At 39.6% G+C, this 22000-nt stretch carries 15 protein-coding genes; 4 read left to right on the top strand and 11 right to left on the bottom strand.

Going from position 1 to position 22000, the window contains the following annotated elements; genetic code table 11:
• Window positions 1-260 precede the first annotated feature (260 nt).
• Window positions 261-398 carry a hypothetical protein gene (locus ACZ5A8_RS13465; RefSeq protein ID WP_464529654.1) on the top strand — a complete coding sequence of 46 codons (138 nt, stop codon included), beginning with the start codon at window positions 261-263 and terminating at the stop codon, window positions 396-398.
• A 276-nt stretch (window positions 399-674) separates the two neighbouring features.
• The gene (locus ACZ5A8_RS13460; RefSeq protein WP_464529652.1) at window positions 675-812 is read left to right on the top strand and encodes a hypothetical protein; all 138 of its coding nucleotides are present in this window, start codon (window positions 675-677) and stop codon (window positions 810-812) included.
• 510 nt (window positions 813-1322) lie between these two features.
• Here the strand turns inward: ACZ5A8_RS13460 and ACZ5A8_RS13455 are convergent.
• The 7 genes from ACZ5A8_RS13455 to ACZ5A8_RS13425 form a co-directional block, all read right to left on the bottom strand.
• Window positions 1323-2174, bottom strand: a complete 852-nt coding sequence (locus tag ACZ5A8_RS13455) for a methanogenesis marker 8 protein (RefSeq protein WP_464529650.1) — start codon at window positions 2172-2174, stop codon at window positions 1323-1325.
• Window positions 2162-2452: a hypothetical protein gene (locus ACZ5A8_RS13450; RefSeq protein ID WP_322221817.1), complete on the bottom strand. Its 291-nt coding sequence runs from the start codon at window positions 2450-2452 to the stop codon at window positions 2162-2164. Before ACZ5A8_RS13450 ends, ACZ5A8_RS13455 begins: the two co-directional genes overlap by 13 nt.
• Window positions 2433-2672, bottom strand: a complete 240-nt coding sequence (locus ACZ5A8_RS13445; RefSeq protein ID WP_322221818.1) for an MTH865 family protein — start codon at window positions 2670-2672, stop codon at window positions 2433-2435. The genes ACZ5A8_RS13450 and ACZ5A8_RS13445 overlap by 20 nt, the downstream gene beginning before the upstream one ends.
• 845 nt (window positions 2673-3517) lie before the next feature.
• Window positions 3518-4375, bottom strand: coding sequence for a winged helix-turn-helix domain-containing protein (locus ACZ5A8_RS13440; RefSeq protein ID WP_464529648.1), 858 nt, complete (start codon window positions 4373-4375; stop codon window positions 3518-3520).
• Window positions 4376-4678: 303 nt separating this feature from the next.
• Complete coding sequence (locus tag ACZ5A8_RS13435) at window positions 4679-5851, bottom strand: hypothetical protein (RefSeq protein WP_464529647.1); 1173 nt, start codon at window positions 5849-5851, stop codon at window positions 4679-4681.
• A gap of 257 nt (window positions 5852-6108) precedes the next feature.
• Window positions 6109-6957 (bottom strand): methanogenesis marker 8 protein, encoded by an 849-nt coding sequence (locus tag ACZ5A8_RS13430; protein WP_464529646.1) that lies wholly within the window; start codon window positions 6955-6957, stop codon window positions 6109-6111.
• Window positions 6958-7311: 354 nt separating this feature from the next.
• Window positions 7312-9744, bottom strand: coding sequence for a tetratricopeptide repeat protein (locus tag ACZ5A8_RS13425; RefSeq protein ID WP_464529644.1), 2433 nt, complete (start codon window positions 9742-9744; stop codon window positions 7312-7314).
• A gap of 541 nt (window positions 9745-10285) precedes the next feature.
• Here ACZ5A8_RS13425 and ACZ5A8_RS13420 point away from each other — a divergent pair.
• A complete protein-coding gene (locus ACZ5A8_RS13420) occupies window positions 10286-11794 on the top strand; it encodes a hypothetical protein (protein WP_464529642.1) in 1509 nt (502 codons plus the stop codon).
• A gap of 409 nt (window positions 11795-12203) precedes the next feature.
• Here the strand turns inward: ACZ5A8_RS13420 and ACZ5A8_RS13415 are convergent, their stop codons facing one another.
• The 3 genes from ACZ5A8_RS13415 to ACZ5A8_RS13405 form a co-directional block, all read right to left on the bottom strand.
• Window positions 12204-13145: a tetratricopeptide repeat protein gene (locus ACZ5A8_RS13415; protein WP_464529641.1), complete on the bottom strand. Its 942-nt coding sequence runs from the start codon at window positions 13143-13145 to the stop codon at window positions 12204-12206.
• A 589-nt stretch (window positions 13146-13734) separates the two neighbouring features.
• Window positions 13735-15246, bottom strand: coding sequence for a tetratricopeptide repeat protein (locus ACZ5A8_RS13410; protein ID WP_464529639.1), 1512 nt, complete (start codon window positions 15244-15246; stop codon window positions 13735-13737).
• Window positions 15247-15312: 66 nt separating this feature from the next.
• Window positions 15313-16581, bottom strand: coding sequence for a P-loop NTPase fold protein (locus ACZ5A8_RS13405; RefSeq protein WP_464529638.1), 1269 nt, complete (start codon window positions 16579-16581; stop codon window positions 15313-15315).
• 646 nt (window positions 16582-17227) lie between these two features.
• On the opposite strand from ACZ5A8_RS13405, the gene ACZ5A8_RS13400 reads away from it, so the two are divergent.
• Window positions 17228-18703 (top strand): hypothetical protein, encoded by a 1476-nt coding sequence (locus ACZ5A8_RS13400; RefSeq protein WP_464534133.1) that lies wholly within the window; start codon window positions 17228-17230, stop codon window positions 18701-18703.
• 404 nt (window positions 18704-19107) lie between these two features.
• Here the strand turns inward: ACZ5A8_RS13400 and ACZ5A8_RS13395 are convergent, their stop codons facing one another.
• On the bottom strand, window positions 19108-20409 hold the full coding sequence (locus tag ACZ5A8_RS13395; protein ID WP_464529637.1) for a phenylacetate--CoA ligase family protein: 1302 nt from the start codon (window positions 20407-20409) through the stop codon (window positions 19108-19110).
• Window positions 20410-22000: the final 1591 nt, after the last annotated feature.

Raw genomic sequence — 22000 nt, 5'->3', positions numbered from 1 at the left:
CCAATCACTACCTGAAAGCCAACCCTCTCAGCAGCAACTTATCAAGATTCAAGACTTCCAAAAACTGGGAATTCAGTGAATTCGTAAAATTAAGAGCTCAATCGTGACTGAAAAACGGAATAAGAAAATAATAAATGATAAGTTGCTGCTCTTAAATCCATCGTAAATAAACTATAGATTGGCAAGTTTATTTATATTTGATAAACAATTCTATAAGATGAAACACTTATATAAAAATATAAGTAAAGAAGTGTTTATTTATGGCAAAGACAATAAGTGATACTCAAAAATCAGGAGCCACTGGTGGAAAAAACCAGGCAAAAGCTCCAGCACCGGAAAAATCTGCAAAAAAGGACGCAAAAGCTGACAGCAAATCATCCAAGTGTGCAAAGAAGTAAATGCAGATCAATCACTACCTGAAAGCCAACTCTCTCAGCAGCAACTTATCAAGATTCAAGACTTCCAAAAACTGGGAATTCAGTGAATTCGTAAAATTAAGAGCTCAATCGTGACTGAAAAACGGAATAATAAATAAAAGATAAGCTGCTGCTCTTAAATTTATTATAGATCAATTATAAATGGTAAGTTCAATTATAGTTTAATAAGTTGACTCTATAAAAGTTTCTTGATAATTAAGCACTTATCTAAAATATAAAATATAGAGGTGTTTATTTATGACAAAGACAATCGGTGATACCCAGAAGGCAGGAGCAGCACATGGGAAACCCCAGGCAAAAGCTCCATCACCAGCAATGTATGCAAAGAAGGACGAAAAATATGAACGCAAACCGTCCAAAGGTGCAAGGCAGTAAAAACGGACCAATCACCACCTGAAAGCCAACCCTCTCAGCACCAGCTTATCAAGATTCAAGACTTTCTAAAATTGGAAAATACAGCAAATTTGTAACATTAAGAGCTCAATCGTGACTAAAAAACGGAATAATGACTAAAAAACGGAATAATGACTAAAAAACGGAATAAGAAATAATAAATGATAAGTTGCTGCTCTCAAATCAAACCTCCGGGATCCGGGCTGCCAGAAATAAGCAGTTCGGAAAACCCGGTAAATTAATCAGAAATGGATTTTTATCTGTTTTGTCCATTTAAATCAAAATTCGTCTCTTTTTTTCATTAAGAGTAGATAAGAAACCAGAATCCTGGTAGTTAACCTTTTAATCAATATCTCTTCCTTTCCTCTGCCAAGGGTGAAGGTTGAAATAAATGGAATGAAGGTTGATTTTACACCCTGAATACGCTCTAAATATTCTTTACGTTTAAGATGTTTCTTACAACGAATAAGTAAAAAGAGCAGGTTACTGCCCTTAAATCAATTCTTTCGGCTGCTTATGTTCAGGCAAAACCGGAAGTTTCATGGTATTTATCAAAATCGGGCTTTCGATATCCTTTGCCCTTTCAATCACAAGTTCCTTTCCTTTCTGCGTGAGAGCAAAGAGAGGGATCGCAGCTGCCACCTGTACAAGAGGCTTTGCAAGTTCCCTGATATATTTGGAAGCGCAGCTGATAACAATATCCGAGTTATCCAGCAGCCCCTGAGCTTCTTCCCGGCTGACACCTGTTACGTGTACTGCAATGATGAGCAGGTCGAGCCCGAGTTCGGATTCGATTTCCCTGACTTTTTTGGCGGTTCCGGTATCTGCAACTGTAACTGCGATTTTCCTGTAGCCAAGTTCTGCGGCCTTTTTTACCCCGCCTGCAGGGTCGATGGATGCGGTTGATGGGTCGAGTACGGTTCCTCCGCGCTCTTCGATACCTTTGACGATCGCATCTATCGGCTCAGTTTCGACCAGGCCTGACATCCTGCCTCCGATTCCCTGGACGAGAGCCGGGTTGCTGGAGATCACTGTTCCTGCGCCGTCGCAGGCGGTTACGGTTGTATCAAGGAAACCGCTGTTGAGGCCGCTCATCATTATTTCTGATGCGCCGAAGGCAACAACAGTCGTTTCAAACTCGAGCTTTCGTTTCTCCGTAAACATCCCTAACTCGCTGATCCGGGTCTCCATGTTTTTCCTGATTTCTTCCGGGGTCATCTTCTGGACTCCCCGCAGCTTGACAAATAGAGGACACCATTCTACTTCCGGAGCCCCAACTTCCACGACCTTTCCGTCTTTTACGACTACCCTGGCTTTCCCCATTAATTCCATTATATGAGGCATATTGAAACACACCTTCCAAGACTTGAAGAAATTGTATTACTTAATATTGTGATTCTTGGCTTAATAATTCCCGCTTTAACCTGATGATCTAATTTAATCTTGATTATTCCTATCTCATTAGTGATTTGATTTCTTGCAAATAATGTTGATTTCTTGTCCCAGGCTGGAGTGTCAAATTTTTCCAGGAAAAGAACTATTAAAGTGAAAACAGAGAGGAAAAAGAAATAATAAAGAGCGAAGAAGAAAGGGAAGCAGGACTTAAAGCCCTGCTCTTTCAACTATTGTGTCTGCAACCTGCTTTGCGTCTTTGAACGGGAAATCCGCTGGGGTGAGCAATTTGCCCGCTTCCCCTGCAGTAACTGCAAGGTCGCCTGATGTGCATGTGGTGGCTGCGCCGGCAGGAAATGCAGCGAGCAATTCTCCGGGCGTGTTTATGGGAAACTTTGCGTCTTTAAGGCCTGCAACGATCTGTCCGTGAATATCATCTCTTACAGTCATTTCTCATCCTCAGGTTTTGTCTTTTTCCTTGAATTTTATCTTTTTTCCTTTCTCTGGTTTTTTCTTCATCTGGACATTTTATTTCTTTGCAGTTTGATTTCCTCCGGAGAATTCATCCTACAATGTCTTATTGGTAGGTTATTGATATATACTTAATCGGCATTGGAATGTAGTTAATGCATTCCACTATATTACAGCAACTTTAAAATTATCGGACTTTCTACAGATTATCAGGTTTTCTATGGTTATCGGGTTTTCTATAGAGTGTGAGACTTTCCACATATTATTCCAAACTGCAAGATTGAGCGCAGCAAAATTAAGGATCAAAATCACTCTTTAAATCCAGAACAGCCTATATTTCCAGGTATCAGATTCCCAGGTATCAATTCCAAGTCTAAATTTTATCAATTTTTTCTTCAGGATCAGGACTCGAATTATATATTCTCCTCCCTACTGAATAGCATAAGAGCTGCAAAGAAAAGGCTCGGAAAAATCTGTAGTAGTATAAAAATTAGAGCAAAAAAACAGAAAACACAAACTAAATTTTTTTCCAGCCTGCTTTTTAAATATTTGCTTGAAAAATACTATTTTTACGCTTTTTTTCTTTTTGTTTTTTTGTGAGGGGCCGCCAGACAAGCTGGCGGAGGCGTTTATATTAACTGTGGATTGAAAAAACGGTTTCCGGGGGAAAGGAAAGTATTATCTAGCTGACAGGCCGGCTGTATCCCTTCGCGGCAAAAGGATAAAAGCAGAATCACTAAGGCCTTTTTCGGACATACCGAATATATTAGCCGATAATCCGGGCACTGCCTGCTTATTCAAATTCTCTTATTTATATACCAAGGTCAAAAAGTCAAATCTGACTCTTTTTTGTTCTTCTGGAAACTATTTTCTGCGGAATTCTGCAGTAGAGAATCTTGAATTGAGGAATATATTTCGTTCAAGCCCTGCAGTATCTTAAACCCTTTCTCGGTAATCATATAGTCGCCTCTTTCATGCTGTTGCAGGAGTAGCCCGCTATCCGTGAGTTTCTGGAGATGGAAAAGCAGGTTTCCTCCTCTAAGGCCTGTAAGTTCGGAAAAAGCAGAGAAACTTTTAGTTTCGAACGCTACTGCCCTAAGAATTTCCAGGCGCTGGTAATTTGAGACTGGCTCAAGGATATCGCTTATAACCACACCGGTTTTAAGGGCTGAGATATCGGGCTTCTGTTCCTGGTTATCTGCATAAATCCTCATAGAGCGCATGAGGTTGACCTGCTTTACCAGGAGGCTCGAAACTTCGGAAAAGCACTTTTCACATTTACTGTAGGGGGCTCTACATCTCAGTTCATCCAGTTTTTCTCTGTTATTCGAAATTGATGTATCATCTACTTTGTTTTTCTTTATAAGCCCTGCATTCTGTTGCAGGAGAGCTGTAAATGCAGAAGTGCAGTTTTGTTTTTCAGGACATTTTTTCACCATGTTTCGTTCAAGCCCGGTATTAATATCTTCAAAGAGATAACTGAGAAGAGCGTTCGAGTATTCCTGCCTTGAGCTTTCAAGAGCAGCTTCAAAACGTAGCCTGCTGGTAAATTCCATGACTTTTTTGATATCACTGTGTATTTCGGAGAGTTTTTCCCTGATAGCTTTTACTTCCATAATCTCCCGGGCTTCAGACACTATAGGGATCTCCGGACAGCTTTCCTTCTTACTTCCATCTTTCATGTTTTTACATCTTCCTGCTTTATTTTTATAGTTTTTGTTATGACTATTAAAGTCATCAGGATGTACAAACTTCTTAAGAGCACAGCAAGTATTTAGTATCTTATGACGCACCTTATGATGTCTGTTTTGGAAAATATCCCGTTTTTTCATATATCAAAAAATATATCGTGATCAAAGACTGTCGGATGGTCGAGCCGAAGAAAATGGCCATATCCGCGGGTTGTAATTTTTCTCCAGGCTCAGATCCTTTGTAGAGAGCTTATCTCCTGTCAGCACAGAACACCGACAACAATTTCTCTGAATTCATATTCCGAACCCTGATGTATCTTCAACCATGCCCAATCCACTGCCGGTTTCCTTTAATGTTATAATCTTATCATCGGTCTCGATCTGAAAATCAACGACATCGACAAGGTTCTCTATATAACTGAAATTAAAGTTATTCATAAAGCTGAAAGATTCCTTGCAATAGCTCTTCATGACCATGAACACTTTGCCTTCTTCAGCGGTAATGACCCATCTTTTATCCCCTCTTTCTGACGGGTACTCGTACACTTTTGCCTTTTTGAAGTTGTGCATTTTTTTGTTTTCTGCATCATAGAATTCCATGAAATTGCGTATCTCGTATTCTAATCCTCCAATCTCGATATTCGGGATATAGTAGGTTAGAATCGACCCATTCATGAAAATAATTCTTGACCATTTCCAGGGGATAAAAGGCCCGACGACAATTACTTTCTGTGCATAACACTTGCCGGAGAAATTCTTATCAAACAGCACGCCCTCAAAATCGAAATACAGGCTCGCTAGCCTGTAACCGAATAAGCCTCTGAAGTTTTCAGCCACCTCTGAATTGTAATTACTATTCTCCGGCTCTCTTATGTCTAAACAGCAGACCTTCTTATCATTACTTGAAATATCAAGCATATATTTCGGAAACGATCCATAGAAATCCGCTTTCAGATCTTTGTTAGAGCAGGTAGCCCTGTCATCTTTTACTTCGATGACTCCAAGATCATCAGTGAGTTTTATCTTTATCTCATCATATGCCCAGGAAACAAAATATCCGTCCGTTTTGTCGTCTATTATCCTGCTGTTCTCTACATATCTGCCATTGACCTCGGTATCACCCGCGCTCCTGCCGAAAGTGAGAAAAAACTGGCGCCTGGACCCGTCATCGGCTGTGAATTTCATGAACCAGTATTCTTTCCCGAAAAGAGGAAGATCCTCAAAAGAAAAAAGAAGGTCATCAATGCCTCTTTTGAGTTCTTTCTTTACCAGTAGCCTTTCGATTTTACCTTTACTTTCCTTTATTTTCTGTATTGACTCGATAAATGCTTTCTTTTCTATCTCAGGCATATTTCTGATGTAATTGTTTCTTTCTTTTATGAAGAGTAAAAGCTTGTTTTTTTCAGCAATAATTCTCTCTTCAAGAGTTATGTTTTTAGGCTCTCTGTCATTTGATACGGCAGTCATTTCATCTTCCCTGGAACTTTAAGCAATACTTTTTCAGAAACAGAACATTCATAAATTCTAAAAAATATAACCTTATCGTAGAAAATGCTGCATATGAATTTTTTGTTAACATAAAGAGAGGAAGAAGGAAAAAACTAAAGAATAGAAGAAAGGAAAAAGAAAAAAACTAAAAAATGAAAGAAGGCTAAAGAAAAAAACTAAAAAATGAAAGAAGGGTAAAGAAAAGAAAAAAAGTAATAACGGTTTTGGCGCCGTTTTTATTTCAGATCTCTGGGCTGTTTTTCTTCAGGAAGCACAGGCAGCTTCATGGTATTGATCAGGAGCGGGCTCTTGATATCCTTTGCTCTTTCGATCACAAGTTCCTTTCCTTTCTGGGTAAGGGCGAAAAGCGGTACAGCAGTTCCAACCTGAGCAAGGGGTTTTACAAGATCCCTAATGGGCTTTGAAGCGCAGCTGGTCACGATGTCCGAGTTTTCAACAAGTACCAGGGCTTCTTCCCTGTCTAAACCTGTAACATGTACTCCAATTACTATCAAATCAAGCCCGAGTTCGGCTTCAAGCTTCCGTAACTCTTTTGCGATTTCACCGAAAGCCGCGGTTACTGCAATCTTTTTGTACCCGAGTTCTGCTGCCTTTTTCACTCCTGCAACCGGGTCCATTACGGCAGTTGAGGGATCAAGCACAATTCCGCCACGTTCGGCAATCCCGTTTATAATGCCTTCAATGGGCTCGGTTTCGACCAGACCGGACATCCTGCCGCCCATGCCCTGAACAAGGGTTGGGTTATTGGAAATAACAGTTCCTGCGCCTTCGCAGGCGGTTACGGTTGTGTCAAGTAAACCTCTGCTCAGGCCTGTCATCATAACTTCAGATGCTCCAAACCCTACAAAGTCCTCGAGTTCCAGACGACGCTTGTCAGTAAACATCCCGAAATCGCTGATCCTGAATTCCATATTCTTCTTGACTTCTTCAGGAGTGATCTTCTGGATCCCGCGTATTTTGGCAAACAGGGGGCACCATTTGACTTCAGGCTCACCGACTTCGATTACTTTTCCATCTTTTACGACTACTCTTGTTTTTCCAAGTAATTCCATTATATGGGGCATAGTTACACCTTTCAAAATTGAGCAAAAATATGATTGTTAAGAAATTCAAATCCGGTGAAAATTGCAGGTAAAGTTTGTGATTGCTTACTTAATAGTTTATTGGTTTTGAGTTTTTGATTCTACTTCTGGCTTTTCACAGAAATTTTTATTGATTTGGATTGTAGTTTTATAAATCAATTTCTTAGCTATTGGGTTTGAAGTAAAGTACTTATTGACTACTGTAGCCTTAGCGAAAAGTTATTGCTTCTTGCTTTTCACTTCATGGTCGGGTTTCCAATTTGTATATTCCCCGGGCAACGTCCCTGTTTGCGAAGCAAACGGCTTTTCCCATAAAATTAGAACAGAAAATAAAAATCAACCTTCAGCCCCTTCAAGTTCCTTCAATTTCTTCTCGCAAAGCCTAATTATTCTTGGATCTTCAATCGTTTTTCCTATAGCTAGGGATTGCTTCAAGAAATCAATTGCTTTTCTTTGCTCTCTCAAATCGCTGTATACTACTCCCAATCTTCCAAGGTGGTTCCCTTCTCCACGCTGATCTCCAATTTCTCTTGAAATATTCAGTGCTTTCTCGTAATATTCAATTGCTTTTCTGGGCTTACCCAGACGACGGCAGGCGTTCCCCAGATTTCCAAGGTGGTTTTCCTCTCCGCGCCTAGCCCCTATTTCTCTCAAAATACCAATTGCTTGTTCAAAATATTCAACTGCTGTTCTAGTTTCTCCTAGATCGTTATATGCGTTCCCTAAATTTCCAAGCAAATATCCTTCTGCGCGTCTGTCCTCTGTTTCTTTAGCAATTCTAAGGGCTTGTTCGTAATACTCAATTGCTTTTCTTGATTCTCTTAAATCACTGTGTGCGTTTCCCAAATTTCCAAGCAAATTTCCTTCTGCTCGCCGGTCTTCTACCCCTCTTAAAATTTTTAAAGCTTGTTCATAGTATTCAATGGCTTTTTTTGGCTTGCCCAGATGACAGTATTCGTTCCCGATATTTACAAGGGCTGCGCCTTCTTCGCGTTTTTTTCCAGTTTCTCTTACAAACTTCAGTGCCTGTTCATAATATTTAATTGCTTTTCTCGGCTCTCCCAGATTACTATGTGCGCTCCCCAGGTTTCCAAGAATAAATCCGTGAATCGATCTATTCTTGAGAAGCGTTTCATCTTTGAAGTGGTCTTTTGGTAATAATTTTTCGTAAATTTCGATCAGGGTTCTTGAATTTCCCCATAGATCCAGGAGATCGGGGAGATTATACATCCATATGATATTTGCTGCCAGATCGTACTCTTCTGCTTTGCAAGCGTGGTAATGAGCTTCGATAGCTGACTGAAGGTATTCTTTCTTGGTTGGATTTTTTGGTAGTGAGAATAAAAGATAATATTTTACTGCAAGAATATGAGTCTCTTTTTTGTTTTTCAGATCCTCATAAGAGAATTCCTGCACCAAGGGATGGAGCCAATAGTTTCCATTGTGGTCGGTTTCGAGAAGGGATTTGTCAATTAACTTTTTAATAGCGTTTTTTGGAGTGTTTTCCGTAAACATTTCCTTGAGCCCTTCAAGACCCACAGATCCACGATAAACCGAGACACGCTCAAGAAGCTCTTTTTCTTCACCTACCAGTTTATCGAATAATTTTCTTGCCTTTTTGATAGTATCATCTTTACTTTCCTGATACATGCTCAGGTCTTCGAGCGTATCCTTCACACCGAATTCCTTTACCAGCTCCACGAGTAACTTTAAAGCAAGGGGATGACCATCAACACCTGTTGCCAGTTCTTCCAGTTTTTCGGGTTCCACTTTGTCAAGTCCATTGCTGGCAAAGTAGTCAACTGCAAAGTCCTTTCTTAAACCGTTGAGGTGTTGTTTTGCCTCGTCCTCTATTCTATCAATAAGACTTTCTACATTTTCAAGTATTGGCAGAATCCGGCTTGTTACAATGATTTTTGCGTTATGGGTGTTGTATCGCAGGGATGAAAAGAGAAGTTCAATTCCTTTGTCTGCAAAATGTTGATCTTCAAGAATGGTGTTAAGGTCATCGAAAATGAGCCAGATTTCGCTCCTTCTATGAAGTTCGCCAGTAAGTTTGTCAACATCAGTTTTTCCTGGTTCTCTTCTTTCGGCTTTAAATGATACAATTTCAGGAGCATTCATGTAAGCGGCGATTTTTTCAAGAATATCATCCAGTTTTGCATCCTGATTATCATAGAAGCTGAACCAGAAAGGTTCAGGAACGTTTACGGGTCTGAGATCTACAAGAGCTCTTGCTAAAGTAGACTTGCCACCACCACCAACTCCACTGATTAGTAAAATTTGGTGATTTTCGAGGTATGTAAGGGCTTTTATTAATTCTTCTGAACGGTTTTCGGTAACGAACTCTTTTAATCGGTTTGGATACTTCGGTAGCGTTGAAGGATTATAACGAGTCAGGATTTCCTGATTTACCGCTTCTTTTCTTTTTTGGTCAAGGTATTCAATTATCTTGATGAATTCGTCATCGTAAGGTGTTTTAAAGTTGAAGAAATTATTGTAATTTCCTACTGCGAATTGATCAACATTTTCCACATTGAGATTTATAGTAAATTCGATTTCCCTTGCTAGATCTGGATTTTCCATTAATAACTTCAAAATTTCCTGCTGAAGCTCTTCCTTTGCTTTTGGGTCTTCAGGGTTTTTGGAAACTTTCTTAAGTGCTTTTTTAAGGGATTCATTCATTCTTGGACTTATTTTCTCCAGCAGAGCCTTCGCTCTTTTCCCACCCTCTGAACCGAGTTTTTCAAATGCTTTTTCATAGATCATATCTACAAGGACTTCCTTGCCTTTATCTGATGCAGGTTTTCCTGCAATACACAGGGCAGATAAGGCGGGAACGAGAATATCTGTCGCTTGCTGGGCAAGGGCTACCAGATCCATAAACTCCTCCAATATCTTTTTGGTATTGAAGGCGTTAGAAAATAAATCTTTTTATTTCAAACGGTTAAAAAGAACAATTTTCTGAATTCAACTTTTTTTCAGCATCATTTGATAATATACAAGAATTTCTGCTTTTTTGCAAACTTCGTGGAAAAGGCCGCTCTCCTTCGTCGAGCGTGAGGTTTTCCTGGGGATTAGAGAGCAATATTTACAACCGGCTGTTGGACTATAACATTTAAAATGGGGTTTTAAATTTTTCGAGATTTTTTGGGTATTCCTTGCACTATTTTAATGAAGTAGGAACAGGCCAAAACAAGATTATAGTAAGGAATCACGTGAGATGTTAACAGATCAACTATCCAAGTTTAGTTAACGTTCTACCAAGATTTCTAATATATTAAATGATATATAAACTCGGGGGTTATATATGAAAAATTATATGCTACTTATACTGCTCGGCATTTCGTTAATAATGATAACGGGAACTGCCCTTGCACAGAATGAAACTGTACAGAATGAAACAAATGACTCGGAGGCTTTTCAACAGGCTTTAGAGCAGGATGGGTTCACCGTACAGGAAGGTGAACTGGCTTACTTTGATTTACTCAGGTTATTGGAAGAAGGAGTATTGCCTTCTGCATATGGAAACAATCCCACCACAAAATATCTGATATATTTTGTTCCACCAGCACCTGGTTATGAAGTAGAAGAACGAATTTCTCAAATAACCAGCACGCTTGGAGTGAGCGGGAACCTAACTCCCTTCTGGAACCTTCGTCCTGATGAAGCTGTTGTTTTTGTAGGAAGAACACCGCCGGAATGCAGGTACTTCAGCTACGATAACTTCATTATGCACAGGACAATTGGGGACGAGAGGAGATGGCTCTTTGCTAACATAGCAGACACAGTGAACAACCTCGTTATCAAAACAGAAGGAACTCCAAATGGGTCGTCTGGAAATCCTTTCAACCAGACTACGGTAATAATCATTACTGCCGACAGAGGCATTGATCAAAGTATTCGGGCTGCTGCCCAATCTGCAGGGTATTCGGACAATATAATTAACACCCAGGTGCTTCCCTCAGTCATGCTGAATATGGGCCTGGAGAATGATTCCGATACATTTGCCTCATTTGTCCGCCCAGCTCTATTCAATGACACACAGGCTGAAGAGAATTACATCAATAATACACCTGCAACTATTTTCAGGATTACTCCAAACAACACTACTGAGCTTGACCCGTATGATTATCCGGAACTGAGGGTCCGTGGAACCGGGCAAACAGAGTTTGACCTTATGGATGACCTCGAAGAGCTAAGGATTGCGATTCTTGACAGATATAACGAATCAAATGCAACAGAGCTTCCGACCAGTCAGGCAGTTCCTGTGGGGAGTGATGCTATTCAGAGAGGAATCAACGGCGTAGGTCCTACCAACGATGCAGCCTATCTATGGGCAGCAAACCAGACTATTTCTTCGCCGACACCTCCTTTCTTTGACACTTCGGAGTACTATCCATTCCTGCGAGATCCAGAAATTACTCTGGGCAACGATACAAATGAATTCATAATTGTCTATGGAGTCAACCATGTAGCGACAGGAAAGGCAATGTACTCAAACTTCGCATTATACGGGGCAGATGTATGGAACGGTGTTAGAGCAATCACTGATGAGGATTTCAGTGGCTCTGCGGAGGAATACCTCCCTGACAATCCAAATGCTAGATACCTCTATGTCTACAAACTCGCCAGGAATTGTAGTGAGGATGATCAATACTGCTACGAGGTTCCTTATGGTCAGGGAGCTCATGGTATAGAACTGGATCAACCGCTTATTATTGCCTGGAGAGCCTACCTGGAGAATACAACAAAAACCGGACCATCCTACTCAGAGATTGTATACGATCGAGCTATAAAGTTTGACCCAAAGAATTAAGGTAAAAAGAAAGGATATTAAGGTCAATTCAAGCTCTGGCTGATATGTGTTATCTATAAACACATATCTTCATTTTTTATATCTACGACGCCAGAGCCGTATTTTTAATTCCTTTTAGACCTCGTGATCCAGCCTCTACACGATAATTTGCACAACAGTTGTATAAAAAATTTAACATAATTTGAGCTTGAACAGTTATCGATTTCAGGCACATAAAGTGAGATTAGAGGCAGATTTATGGTACAGAATCGATAGCCTTCAGGTAAAAAATTCCTTAACCATGAACGATGGAAATTCTTTTTGTCGAGAATCAAATTCAAGCTCGATATTTCTCCTTTTGGCCGGACAACTTTCTAACTAACCAGTTATTTTCGACCTATACAAAACAGTGTAGAGCCCTTTTTTTCTTTCAGCTCTGTTGAAACTCCGGTTTTCTGTTTGTAATAGGATCTGCTCTCTTTATTTCTTGTAGGTCCCTTAATTTTTCTATTATAATTTCCTCTTGTCTCCTGTCACCGATTTCTCTGGAAATCACGAGTGCCTGCTCAAAACTTTCAATTGCTTTTTCTTTTTCTCCCATAAAGCTATATGTCAAACCCAACCTTTCAAGAGTTTGTCCTTCTTTATATTTTTCACCGATCTCCCTCAAGATTTCAAGTTCCTGTTCACTATATTCTGCCACCTTTTTCATTTCTCCAAGGCAATTATGTGCTATCACCAGATTCTTAAGAATGTCTCCTTCTCCCCGCTTATCGCCTATTTCCCTGGAAATTTTGAGAGTTTGACCATAGTATCCAATTGCCTTTCTTACTTCCCCCAGCTGATAGCATAAGTTACCCAGGTTTCCCAGGGAATTTCTTTCTCCCGTCAAATTACCGGTTTCTCTGGCGATTTTAAGTGCACATTCGTAGAATTCAATTGCTTTTCCTGTTTCTCCCAAAAAACTGTAGGTCATTCCTAAATTCCCTATAACAGTTCCTTCACTTTCTATGTCTCCTGTTTCACAGGAGATTTCCAGGGCCTTTTCGTAATATTCAATAGCTTTCTCTATCTCTCCTAAGCGGGTATGGGCTAATCCCATATTTTCGAGAGCCAGTTCTTCTCCTTGCTTATCGTCTATTTCTTTAAAAATCTCTACTGCCTGCCGGTAATACTCAATAGCTTTTCTTATTTCTCCAAGATGGCTGTAAGCTAAACCCAATTTTCCGAGATTATTTCCCTCTTCCCTTTTATTTCCACTTACCCTGGAATTTTTAAGATCCAGCTCACAAATTTTAATTACTTTTTTGCTTTCTTCTACGTCATTGTGTGTTAACCCAAAGTTTATGGAACTGTTTTTTTCTTTTCGCATACTTGTTCCCCCTCTACAGTAATTACATTTTCTGTACATCTCGTTCACTTATCTTTCCTTTTTCCCTGTAGTCTCCCTGACCGCTACTTTTAAGAATTATCTAAAATACACTATTTATTTTTTAAAAATGTTTTAAAACAAGATAAGTTTTTTCGTTTCAAAGATATAGATAAGACAGCGGAAGTTTCAATATAAACTCTTAATTTCCACTCAGTTTCACAATCTATGGAAAATTATAAAGAAACCGCTCGCAGAGCTGTAGTAGAAGCTCCAGACGTTCTAAGAAGCAATACTTCCAATGTTGCTGCTTTGATGAAAAAAGTTTGAATTTAATTAAACAGTAAACAAAAAAGAGTTAAAGAAAATCAGAGAATAAAAATTCCCTGATTATTGGCTTGTGATTTTGTAAATCACTTTCTCAGTTGTTGGTTTTGAAGTGAAAATTTGTTGATTACTGTAGCCTGAGCCGAAAATTCATTTCTTTTTTACTTTTCAATTCATGACTGGGTTTCCAGCTCGAATCTTTCCCCGGCAACCCCCGTTTGCGAAGCAAACGGCTTTTCCCATGAAATTAAAAAAGAAAATAAAATCACTCCTCAGATCCTTCAAGTTCCTTCAATTTCTGCTCGCAAAAACCAATTATCCTCGGGTCTTCAATCGCCTTTCCTATCTCCAGGGATTGCTTCAAAAACTTAATTGCTTTTCTGGGTTCTGCCAGACGACTGTATGCATTTCCCAGGTTTCCAAGGCTTGCACCTTCTCCTTGTCTATCTACTATTTCTCTAAATATTTCAACTGCCTTTTCATGATATTCAATTGCTTTTCTCTGCTCTTCCATATCACTGTATGCTGATCCCAAATTTCCAAGGGCATTTCCTTCTCCACGCCTATCTCCTATTTCTTTTGCAATCTCCAGCGCCTGTTCATAATACTCAATTGCTTTTTTCTGCTCTCCTAAATCGCTATATGCTAACCCTAGATTTCCAAGTCGATTTTCTTCTCCACGTCTGTCTCCTATTTCTTTAGCAATTTTCAGTGCCTGTTCGTAATATTCAATTGCTTTTTTCTGCTCTCCCAGACTACTATATGCACTCCCCAGATTTCCAAGGGCATTTCCTTCTCCTCGCCTGTCGCCTATTTCTCTTGAAATTTTCAGTGCCTGTTCGTAATATTCGATTGCTTTTCTTTGCTTTCCCAGATGACTGTATGCACTCCCCAGATTTCCAAGGTTATTTCCTTCTCCTCGCCTGTCGCCTATTTCTCTTGAAATTTTCAGTGCCTGTTCGTAATATTCGAGAGCCTTTTTCAAATCTCCAAGCTGGTAGTATGTTATCCCGAGTTTGCTATATATAGATTCATTTAGATTCTTGTTGTCGAGTTTGGATGATATCGATGCAGCAGTTTCAAGGTATTTTACAGCTTCGTTTGAATAACCAAAAAATAGTTCAATAGTTCCGAGGTTGTAATTCCAGTAAGCAAATTTATAGGGGTCTTTTATCCCACTATTATTAAACTCTTTAATTAAGTTAGAATAATACTCAATTAGGTCTTCAAGTCCCTTTTTGTTCAGCCCATCAAAATCCCCAAATTCAAACATTGGACTTGAAGTTATTTCTCGTTTTATATCAAACTCAAAAATAGTGGTTCTCCAGGAGAAAAAATCCTGTGCCTCATCAAGAATTAAATTAAGTGATGCACTGTTAATCCAGATAAGTATTGGGTGTCTGATTTCCAGAAAATTCTCCCGCATCATATTTAGTAAGAGGAGAGCCTCGGATTTTCCACTAATATTTTTCTTTTTTATTGCGCTGTCAAGCCCAAAAACAAAAAATGCAACTTTTTTATTTTCCTCAAGTTTTGAATTGTATGAATCTGATTTGGTGTTTTCCTCTAAAAGCTGGAAAAGATTGGTGGATTCTTCATTCATTTCAAGGTTGTAAATGTGAATTCTACTGTGTACCCTCTCAAAAATTTCCTTGCAGATTGCATCACATAAGACTGGCTCGTTACAACGCACAAATGCAATTGTGCAGTCCTCGGAGAGATCAAGAAGTGTAACTATCTCTTCAATTTTCATTAAATGAGAGGGATCCAGTTCCATAGTTCTACCTGTTGTGGTTCCAAATATTGAAAATAGTTTTGAGGTATATCCTGTTTTCTGTTTGTTTTACTTTTTTGGAAGAAGATTTTTTTCTTCTAGAATCGACCTGACTATAGGATTGAGGTCACACCAGCTTCTTCCATTTTTGTATTCAAGCACACTGAGGTTATGAAGCAGACCAACAAGCTTTTCATCTCTTTTTATTTCTTTAGTCTCGTAAATCTTCAGAAGCACTTCATAGTCTTCATCACTCAACTGTGCCTGATATGAGTTTTTGAGCCCATTGATCACTTCAACAACAATATCTTTGTCTATCAAGGTCTTTTTTCTGGTTATGGCACGTACTGCCGAATCTCTGATAATCCTTATGTACTCCCTGATAACGCCTCCGCTCATATCAATTATGTACTCAAGGGCTTCGGGAGTAAATAGGTCAAGAGAAACTCTTTTTGTCACAATTTGCTTCATGAAAGCTCTCCCGGCTGGTTCTTGGGTTATACTTTCATATTTTTCACGAACTTTGATGTTCGGATACATTATATCGTCGCTAAAGTTCATTTTTATCTGGGTGAACTTGTCCGAACTTCGAAGTGATATGGGGAATGTATAGATTATCTTGCACATTGGCTGGGTTAGCTGAGTGCTGTGGCAATAGAATAAGTTTAATGCTTTTTCAGAATCGCATTTCTCAAGGTTGTCTATTATGACAAGTACCTGTTTTCTACTTCTTTCGATTTCAGCAATTATATCGTTTATCAGGTTAATTAGCTCAGATACACGCGGCTGGATTTCCTCTCTTATTTCTTGCCTGGTGGTTGTTTCACTCTTCATCCTTGCCAGTAGTTCAACAAAGTAGACAGGTAAGCTAAAGCCTGCACCACCCTCAAGCTTATTCTCATGGACCTCAGTTTTTGTTATTGATGTCCCCCATTTTTTTGTTCTTTCAATTAATGAGAGACTCAAATCACATTCTTCGTCTTGACATTTTTCTATTATTTTTGTAAGTATTGAAAATAAGACATCCGTGTAGTTTATGTCGTTGTTGTCCAGAAGATCGAGAGCACTAAAATGTATAATAAAAAATTTATCTTCCATTTCTCTATTCAAGTATGAAACAAGGCGGTTTAACGCGGTTGTTTTGCCTGACCCTCGATGGCCGGTGAAAAGAAGTTTTATTGGTTCGTAAGTTTCAAGGCTGAGCTCAAGACGGGTTTTTAGCTCTTCAATATTTGTTTCGTTCTGGTCTATTTCTACATAGTAGTTTTCCAAATCATCATTTTGAAGAGCTTTATTTGGATTAAATAAGTGGTAGATTTCCTTTAAGTCTCCGGCCATTATTGTACTTCCTTTTCAGAAATTTAGGTGATTTCAGCATGAAGTGTATGTTATGAACGATATATAACCTTTTGAGTGTAATGATCTTAGTGGTGATTCTATGTTTTTGTTTTGCAAATAATCATATTTTAAATAAATGTATTAAGTTGTTGGATAAATTGCTTTTTTGCAGACTTTGCGGGAAAGGCCGCTCTCCTTCGTCGAATGTGAAGTTATCGGGAGGTCTGAAAAGCAGCATTCACAACCGGCTGTTGGAGTATAACATGAAAAATAGGACTTAAAGTTTTGTTAGATGTTTGGGGTGCCTCTATGATATTATTTTAACGAATACGAAAAAGTCAAAACAGGACGGGAATAAGGAATCATTTGGACAATCAGCAGATCAACTGTTCAAGTTTAGTTAACGTTCCAGCAAGGTTTCTAATATATTTAATGATTATTATAGTATCGATTGCAAAGATTTACACTTAATTTTTAGGAAGAATTAAAAATATAATGTCTTGGAAGATGTTGAAGAGATCTTCTCTTTTTTAAGTGTGATTCTTCTTTTTTAAACGTAACTCTTTGCGAAAATAACTATGACTAAACGGGGGAATGGTACATGAAAAATTGTATATTGTCTATACTACTTGGCTTTTTGTTCATAATGACAATAGGAACTGCCCTTGCACAGAATGTGGAAACAAATGACACAGAGGCTTTTCAACAGGCTTTAGAACAGGATGGGTTCACCGTACAAGAAGGTGACTTGGGGTTTTTTGATTTTCTCAGGCTATTTGAGGAAGGAGTATTGCCTTCTGCATACGGAAACAATCCCACTACAAAATATCTGATATATTATGTTCCACCGGCGCCTGGTTATGAAGTAGACGAACAGATTTCTGAAATAACCAGCACGCTTGGAGTAAAAGAGAATACAACTCCTTTCTGGAACCTTGGTCCTGATGAAGCCGTTGTTTTCGTGGGAAGGACCCCTCCGGAGTGCAGGTACTTCAGCTACGAAAATTTTGTGATACACAGGACAATTGGGAACGAGAGAAGATGGATCTTTGCTACCTTAGCAGATACGATTAATAACCTTGTTATCAAAACCGAAGGAACTCCAAATGGGTCGTCTGGAAATCCTTTCAATCAAACTACAATAATAATCATTACTGCTGACAGAGGCATTGACCAGCGCATCCGGGATGCTGCCCAGTCTGCAGGATATTCGGAAGATATAATTAATACCCAGGTTCTTCCCTCTGTCATACTGAACATGGGCGTGGAGAATGATTCAGATACATTTGCCTCATTTATCCGCCCGGCCCTGTTCAATGACACCCAGGCTGGTGAGAATTACATCAATAATTCAACTGGTACTGTTTTCAGAATTACTCCCAATAACACTACTCAGCTTGACTCGTATGATTATCCGGAGCTAAGGGTTCGTGGAACCGGGCAAACAGAGTTTGACCTCATGGATGATCTCGAAGAGCTAAGGATTGCGATTCTTGACAAGTATAACGAATCAAATGCCACAGAGCTTCCAACCAGTCAGACAGTTCCTATAGGGACTGATGCTATCCAGAGAGGTATAAATGTCTTGGGTCCAGCTAACGACGCGTGCTATCTCTGGACAGCAAACCAGAGTATCTCTTCGCCTACACCTCCTTTCTTTGACACATCGCAGTACTATCCTTTCCTGAGAGACCCTGGAATTACTCTGGGAAACGATACAGATGAGTTCATAATTGTCTATGGGGTTAATCATGCAGCTACAGGAAAGGCGACGTACTCGAACTTCGTAATATACGGAGCTGATGGGTGGAACGGTGTCAGAGCAATCACTGATGAGGATTTCAGCGGGTCTGCTGAGGAGTATCTCCCTGACAATCCCAATGCGAAATACCTGTATGTTTACAAGCTCGCCAGGAACTGCAGTGAGGATGATCAATACTGCTACGAAGTTCCTTATGGTCAAGGAGCTTATGGTATAGAACTGGATAAGCCTCTTTTCATTGCCTGGAGACTCTATATGGAAAACACTACAAAAACCGGGCCAGCCTACTCAGAGATCGTATACGATCGGGCTATAAAGTTTGATCCAGAGAATTCTGGTAACATGAGCTCCGGATATTAAGCAAATTAAAGCTCGGATTAAGAAGTTAAAGCTCTGGCTGGATGTGTTATTTACAAACACATTCTTTATCTTTTTGGCTATAACACCAGAGCCATATTTATTATACATTTTTGGTATTTAGAACTGTCAAAAAGAATAATTTTCAGGCTTCAGCTGTTTTTTAGGGCTCTTCTAATAATTCAGGAAATTCATCTTTTTTGCAGCTTTTACGGAAAGGCCACTCTCCTTCGTCGAGCGTGGAGTTGCCTTGGGCCCTAAAAAATAACACTTCAAATCGGCTGCTGTTTGAAAAAAGGAATTGAAACTGGTTTAATGGACACAAAAAAGTTAAAGAAAATCAGAGAATAAAAATTCCCTGATCACTTCAGTACTAAACAGTAATTTTTCTAAAGGCTATGCGGGGCTCAGATCTGCTGCCGCCTATCGATAACCCTCTTTGCCTTTCCTGCGGTCCGCTCGATGCTGCCTTTTTCAAGGAGTTCGACGTTTGTGCGGATATTCAGGACAGCTTTGAGTTCGTGCTGGACATGGTTCTGGATGGCTTTGAGGTCTTTTAGGTCACCGGTAAAGGCGTTTTCTTCAAGTTCGACCTCGATTGTGAGTTCGTCGAGCATGTGTTTATTGCGGTCAAGGATTAGCTGGAAGTGTTCGCCTACCTCCGGGATTCTGGAGATGACGTCCTGGATCTGGGAGGGGAAGACGTTGATGCCTCTGACGATCATCATGTCATCGGCTCTGCCGAGGAGGCGGGAGATCTTTGTGGTTGTCCTGCCGCAGTCGCACTCGCATTCGAGGAGTTTTGTCATGTCGCCTGTGCGGTATCTTATGTTGCAGAAGCCTTCCTTGCTGAGGGAGGTTAAGACGAGTTCGCCTTTTTCGCCTTCCGATACCTGTTCTCCGTTTTCGTCAAGGACTTCTACGAGGAAGTTATCACTCCAGATGTGAAGGCCATCCTGTTCCTGGCATTCGAAACCTACTCCGGGCCCGAACATTTCTGAGAGACCGTAGCAGTCATAGGCTTTAAGGTTAAGGCGCTTTTCAAGCTGCTTCCGCGTATTTTCCGACCAGGGCTCGCCTCCGAAGATGGCTGCTTTTAAGGAGAGCTTGTCTATAAGGTCAAGTTCTTCTGCGGTTTCGGCGAGATAGAAGGCGTAGGAAGGGGTGCAGTGGACTGCGGTTACCCCGAAGTCGATCATCATCTCAAGCTGCCTGGCAGTGTTTCCTGTTGCTGCTGGCACTATCATGGCTCCCATTCTTTCAACGCCGTAATGGAAGCCGAGCCCTCCTGTAAACAGCCCGTAATTCATGGAGTTCTGGATAATGTCACCTTTTGAAAGCTCTATCATTGTAAGGCTTCGGGCGATCAGATCAGACCAGGTCTCTATATCTTTTGCAGTATATCCGACAACCGTAGGTTTCCCGCTGGTTCCTGAGGAGGCATGGATTCGCACTATATCTTCTTTTTTTGCAGCAAAAAGGCCGAAAGGATAGTTGTCCCGAAGGTCTGTTTTGCGTGTGAAAGGCAGTTTATGGACATCTTCAAGGGTTTTGATGTCATCAGGAGTGACTCCTGCCTCCGTGAACTTCTGCCTGTAGAAAGGAACATTGTCATAAACCAGCTTTGTGCTGTGTTGCAGGCGTTTTAGTTGAAGTCTCTTCAGTTCTTCGGGATTCATTGTTTCATATTTCGGCTGCCAGTATTTCATTAAAAGGACCTTCTTTTAATTTGTAAAACCGTTCTCAGGTCATAAATTTTAATGCATGGATGCCATGTCTCTACATGCCATGCTATATTAAATAATCCTATGAGTAATATAAAATGTTCGGAAAACTCAACCTGTACAGTAATCCTTTCCAAATATAAACATTGTTGAGGTGAGGTGTTTGGTTGGGAATGTTGAGAAATCTTAATATTTTGCTTGTCAAGGGGAAGCAATGGATATGAATTGACTTAGAAATGACTCAAAAATGATTTAAAAATTCAAGAATTTTCTGTATCTGTTGAGTGTGGACACTTTTTTATAACTATATATTCGTACATCAACGCCACTATCCACCCACAAGCCGCTCCCAGTTGAGTCCAATCTCCTGAAATTCTATATAAGTACGTAATGAATACGATATTAAGAACTGAGCCTACCATCGCGAGGATATGTAGGCTCTTCTGAAAACGTGCAGTAACTTGATTGATTCTCTCCTTTTTCGTAGCCTTATTCTTTATCCTTTTAAGCGTATTACTATGTTTGATTCCTATTTTTACTGGCCTCTTCAAGTTAATACCAAATCTTTTGTTTAATTTATCTCATATTAGGAAAATATGTGGCATAGCTGCATCCTAAACGGCTGTCCCTCATTCTTATTTGTGTTTTTTCTTTTTGATAGCAACCATTCAATCTCAAATTAGTACAAGTTAATGCAAACCAATTCCAAAATGGATCTTGTAAAAAGGTGTAAAGTATAGACTGTTATTTTACACTCTTTTACAATTTACCTTGATAACGTTTTTTTACATTGGTACTTTCAGGAGGAAGTATTGTTGTTAAGAGTTTGCTATCCCAATTAAGAATAGAAATCTGAACATTGTGGTTAATCAACCATCTGATAGCCTCTAAGGTTATGTTCCCTCTTCTCCATAGATGATAATGCTGTCAGTATCTATCCTTTTTTGGAAGAAAACGTATTTCCGAGGTTCTTCATCTGACTCTATCGGCTTTTCAGCATTAATTTCAGCTTAGTCCCTAATTTAGAAAGAATATTTGCGGTTTCCGTATCCCCTATTTTTCTCAGCCTGGTTTCAAGATAGGACTCCGTTTGAGTGTTGGGAGATGAGAAGTGTATACAGAGCAGATTAGGATTATTGATGAGGGGCCAGGAGGTATGTTGAGAAGCACGGCTATCGGTACTGTGTAATGGCCATACCCACATGCCCGAAATTGATGGAGTTCTGGTAAATTGTGGATATTTAGCCGATTCTTGCCGGAAATCATATTGCGGGCAGTAACCCACCCTAAACAGGCTGTCCGACAGTCGCTGATAATAATACTAATAATAATAATACTAATAATAATAATAATAATAATAATAATAATAATAATGATAATAATGATAATAATGATAATAATAATTTAATTCCTTCTTTTTCGATTTAAAGGCTTTAAGTGCCTTATTTTATACATATCTTCGTCCTGAAATTGAATTGTTGGACAGTCTGTAAAGGGTGGGGCATTCATACCCTCCACACTCTCGTAATAATAAAGGACTTTCTTAAGATTTATTATGATATAACTTACTCATAAT

It is taken from the genome of Methanosarcina subterranea (genome assembly GCF_055385895.1).
The sequence above is the reverse complement of the archived record's forward strand: the minus strand, read 5'-3'. Positions and strand labels throughout refer to the sequence as shown.

What these genes read in the sequence shown, in the direction of transcription:
- ACZ5A8_RS13400 (WP_464534133.1), top strand. Translation starts at nt 17,228, where the DNA reads ATGACAATAGGAACTGCCCTTGCACAGAATGTGGAAACAAATGACACA.
- ACZ5A8_RS13460 (WP_464529652.1), top strand. Translation starts at nt 675, where the DNA reads ATGACAAAGACAATCGGTGATACCCAGAAGGCAGGAGCAGCACATGGG.
- ACZ5A8_RS13440 (WP_464529648.1), bottom strand. Translation starts at nt 4,375, where the DNA reads ATGAAAGATGGAAGTAAGAAGGAAAGCTGTCCGGAGATCCCTATAGTG.
- ACZ5A8_RS13455 (WP_464529650.1), bottom strand. Translation starts at nt 2,174, where the DNA reads ATGCCTCATATAATGGAATTAATGGGGAAAGCCAGGGTAGTCGTAAAA.
- ACZ5A8_RS13465 (WP_464529654.1), top strand. Translation starts at nt 261, where the DNA reads ATGGCAAAGACAATAAGTGATACTCAAAAATCAGGAGCCACTGGTGGA.
- ACZ5A8_RS13430 (WP_464529646.1), bottom strand. Translation starts at nt 6,957, where the DNA reads ATGCCCCATATAATGGAATTACTTGGAAAAACAAGAGTAGTCGTAAAA.
- ACZ5A8_RS13410 (WP_464529639.1), bottom strand. Translation starts at nt 15,246, where the DNA reads ATGGAACTGGATCCCTCTCATTTAATGAAAATTGAAGAGATAGTTACA.
- ACZ5A8_RS13405 (WP_464529638.1), bottom strand. Translation starts at nt 16,581, where the DNA reads ATGGCCGGAGACTTAAAGGAAATCTACCACTTATTTAATCCAAATAAA.
- ACZ5A8_RS13395 (WP_464529637.1), bottom strand. Translation starts at nt 20,409, where the DNA reads ATGAAATACTGGCAGCCGAAATATGAAACAATGAATCCCGAAGAACTG.
- ACZ5A8_RS13445 (WP_322221818.1), bottom strand. Translation starts at nt 2,672, where the DNA reads ATGACTGTAAGAGATGATATTCACGGACAGATCGTTGCAGGCCTTAAA.
- ACZ5A8_RS13420 (WP_464529642.1), top strand. Translation starts at nt 10,286, where the DNA reads ATGAAAAATTATATGCTACTTATACTGCTCGGCATTTCGTTAATAATG.
- ACZ5A8_RS13415 (WP_464529641.1), bottom strand. Translation starts at nt 13,145, where the DNA reads ATGCGAAAAGAAAAAAACAGTTCCATAAACTTTGGGTTAACACACAAT.
- ACZ5A8_RS13425 (WP_464529644.1), bottom strand. Translation starts at nt 9,744, where the DNA reads ATGATCTATGAAAAAGCATTTGAAAAACTCGGTTCAGAGGGTGGGAAA.
- ACZ5A8_RS13435 (WP_464529647.1), bottom strand. Translation starts at nt 5,851, where the DNA reads ATGACTGCCGTATCAAATGACAGAGAGCCTAAAAACATAACTCTTGAA.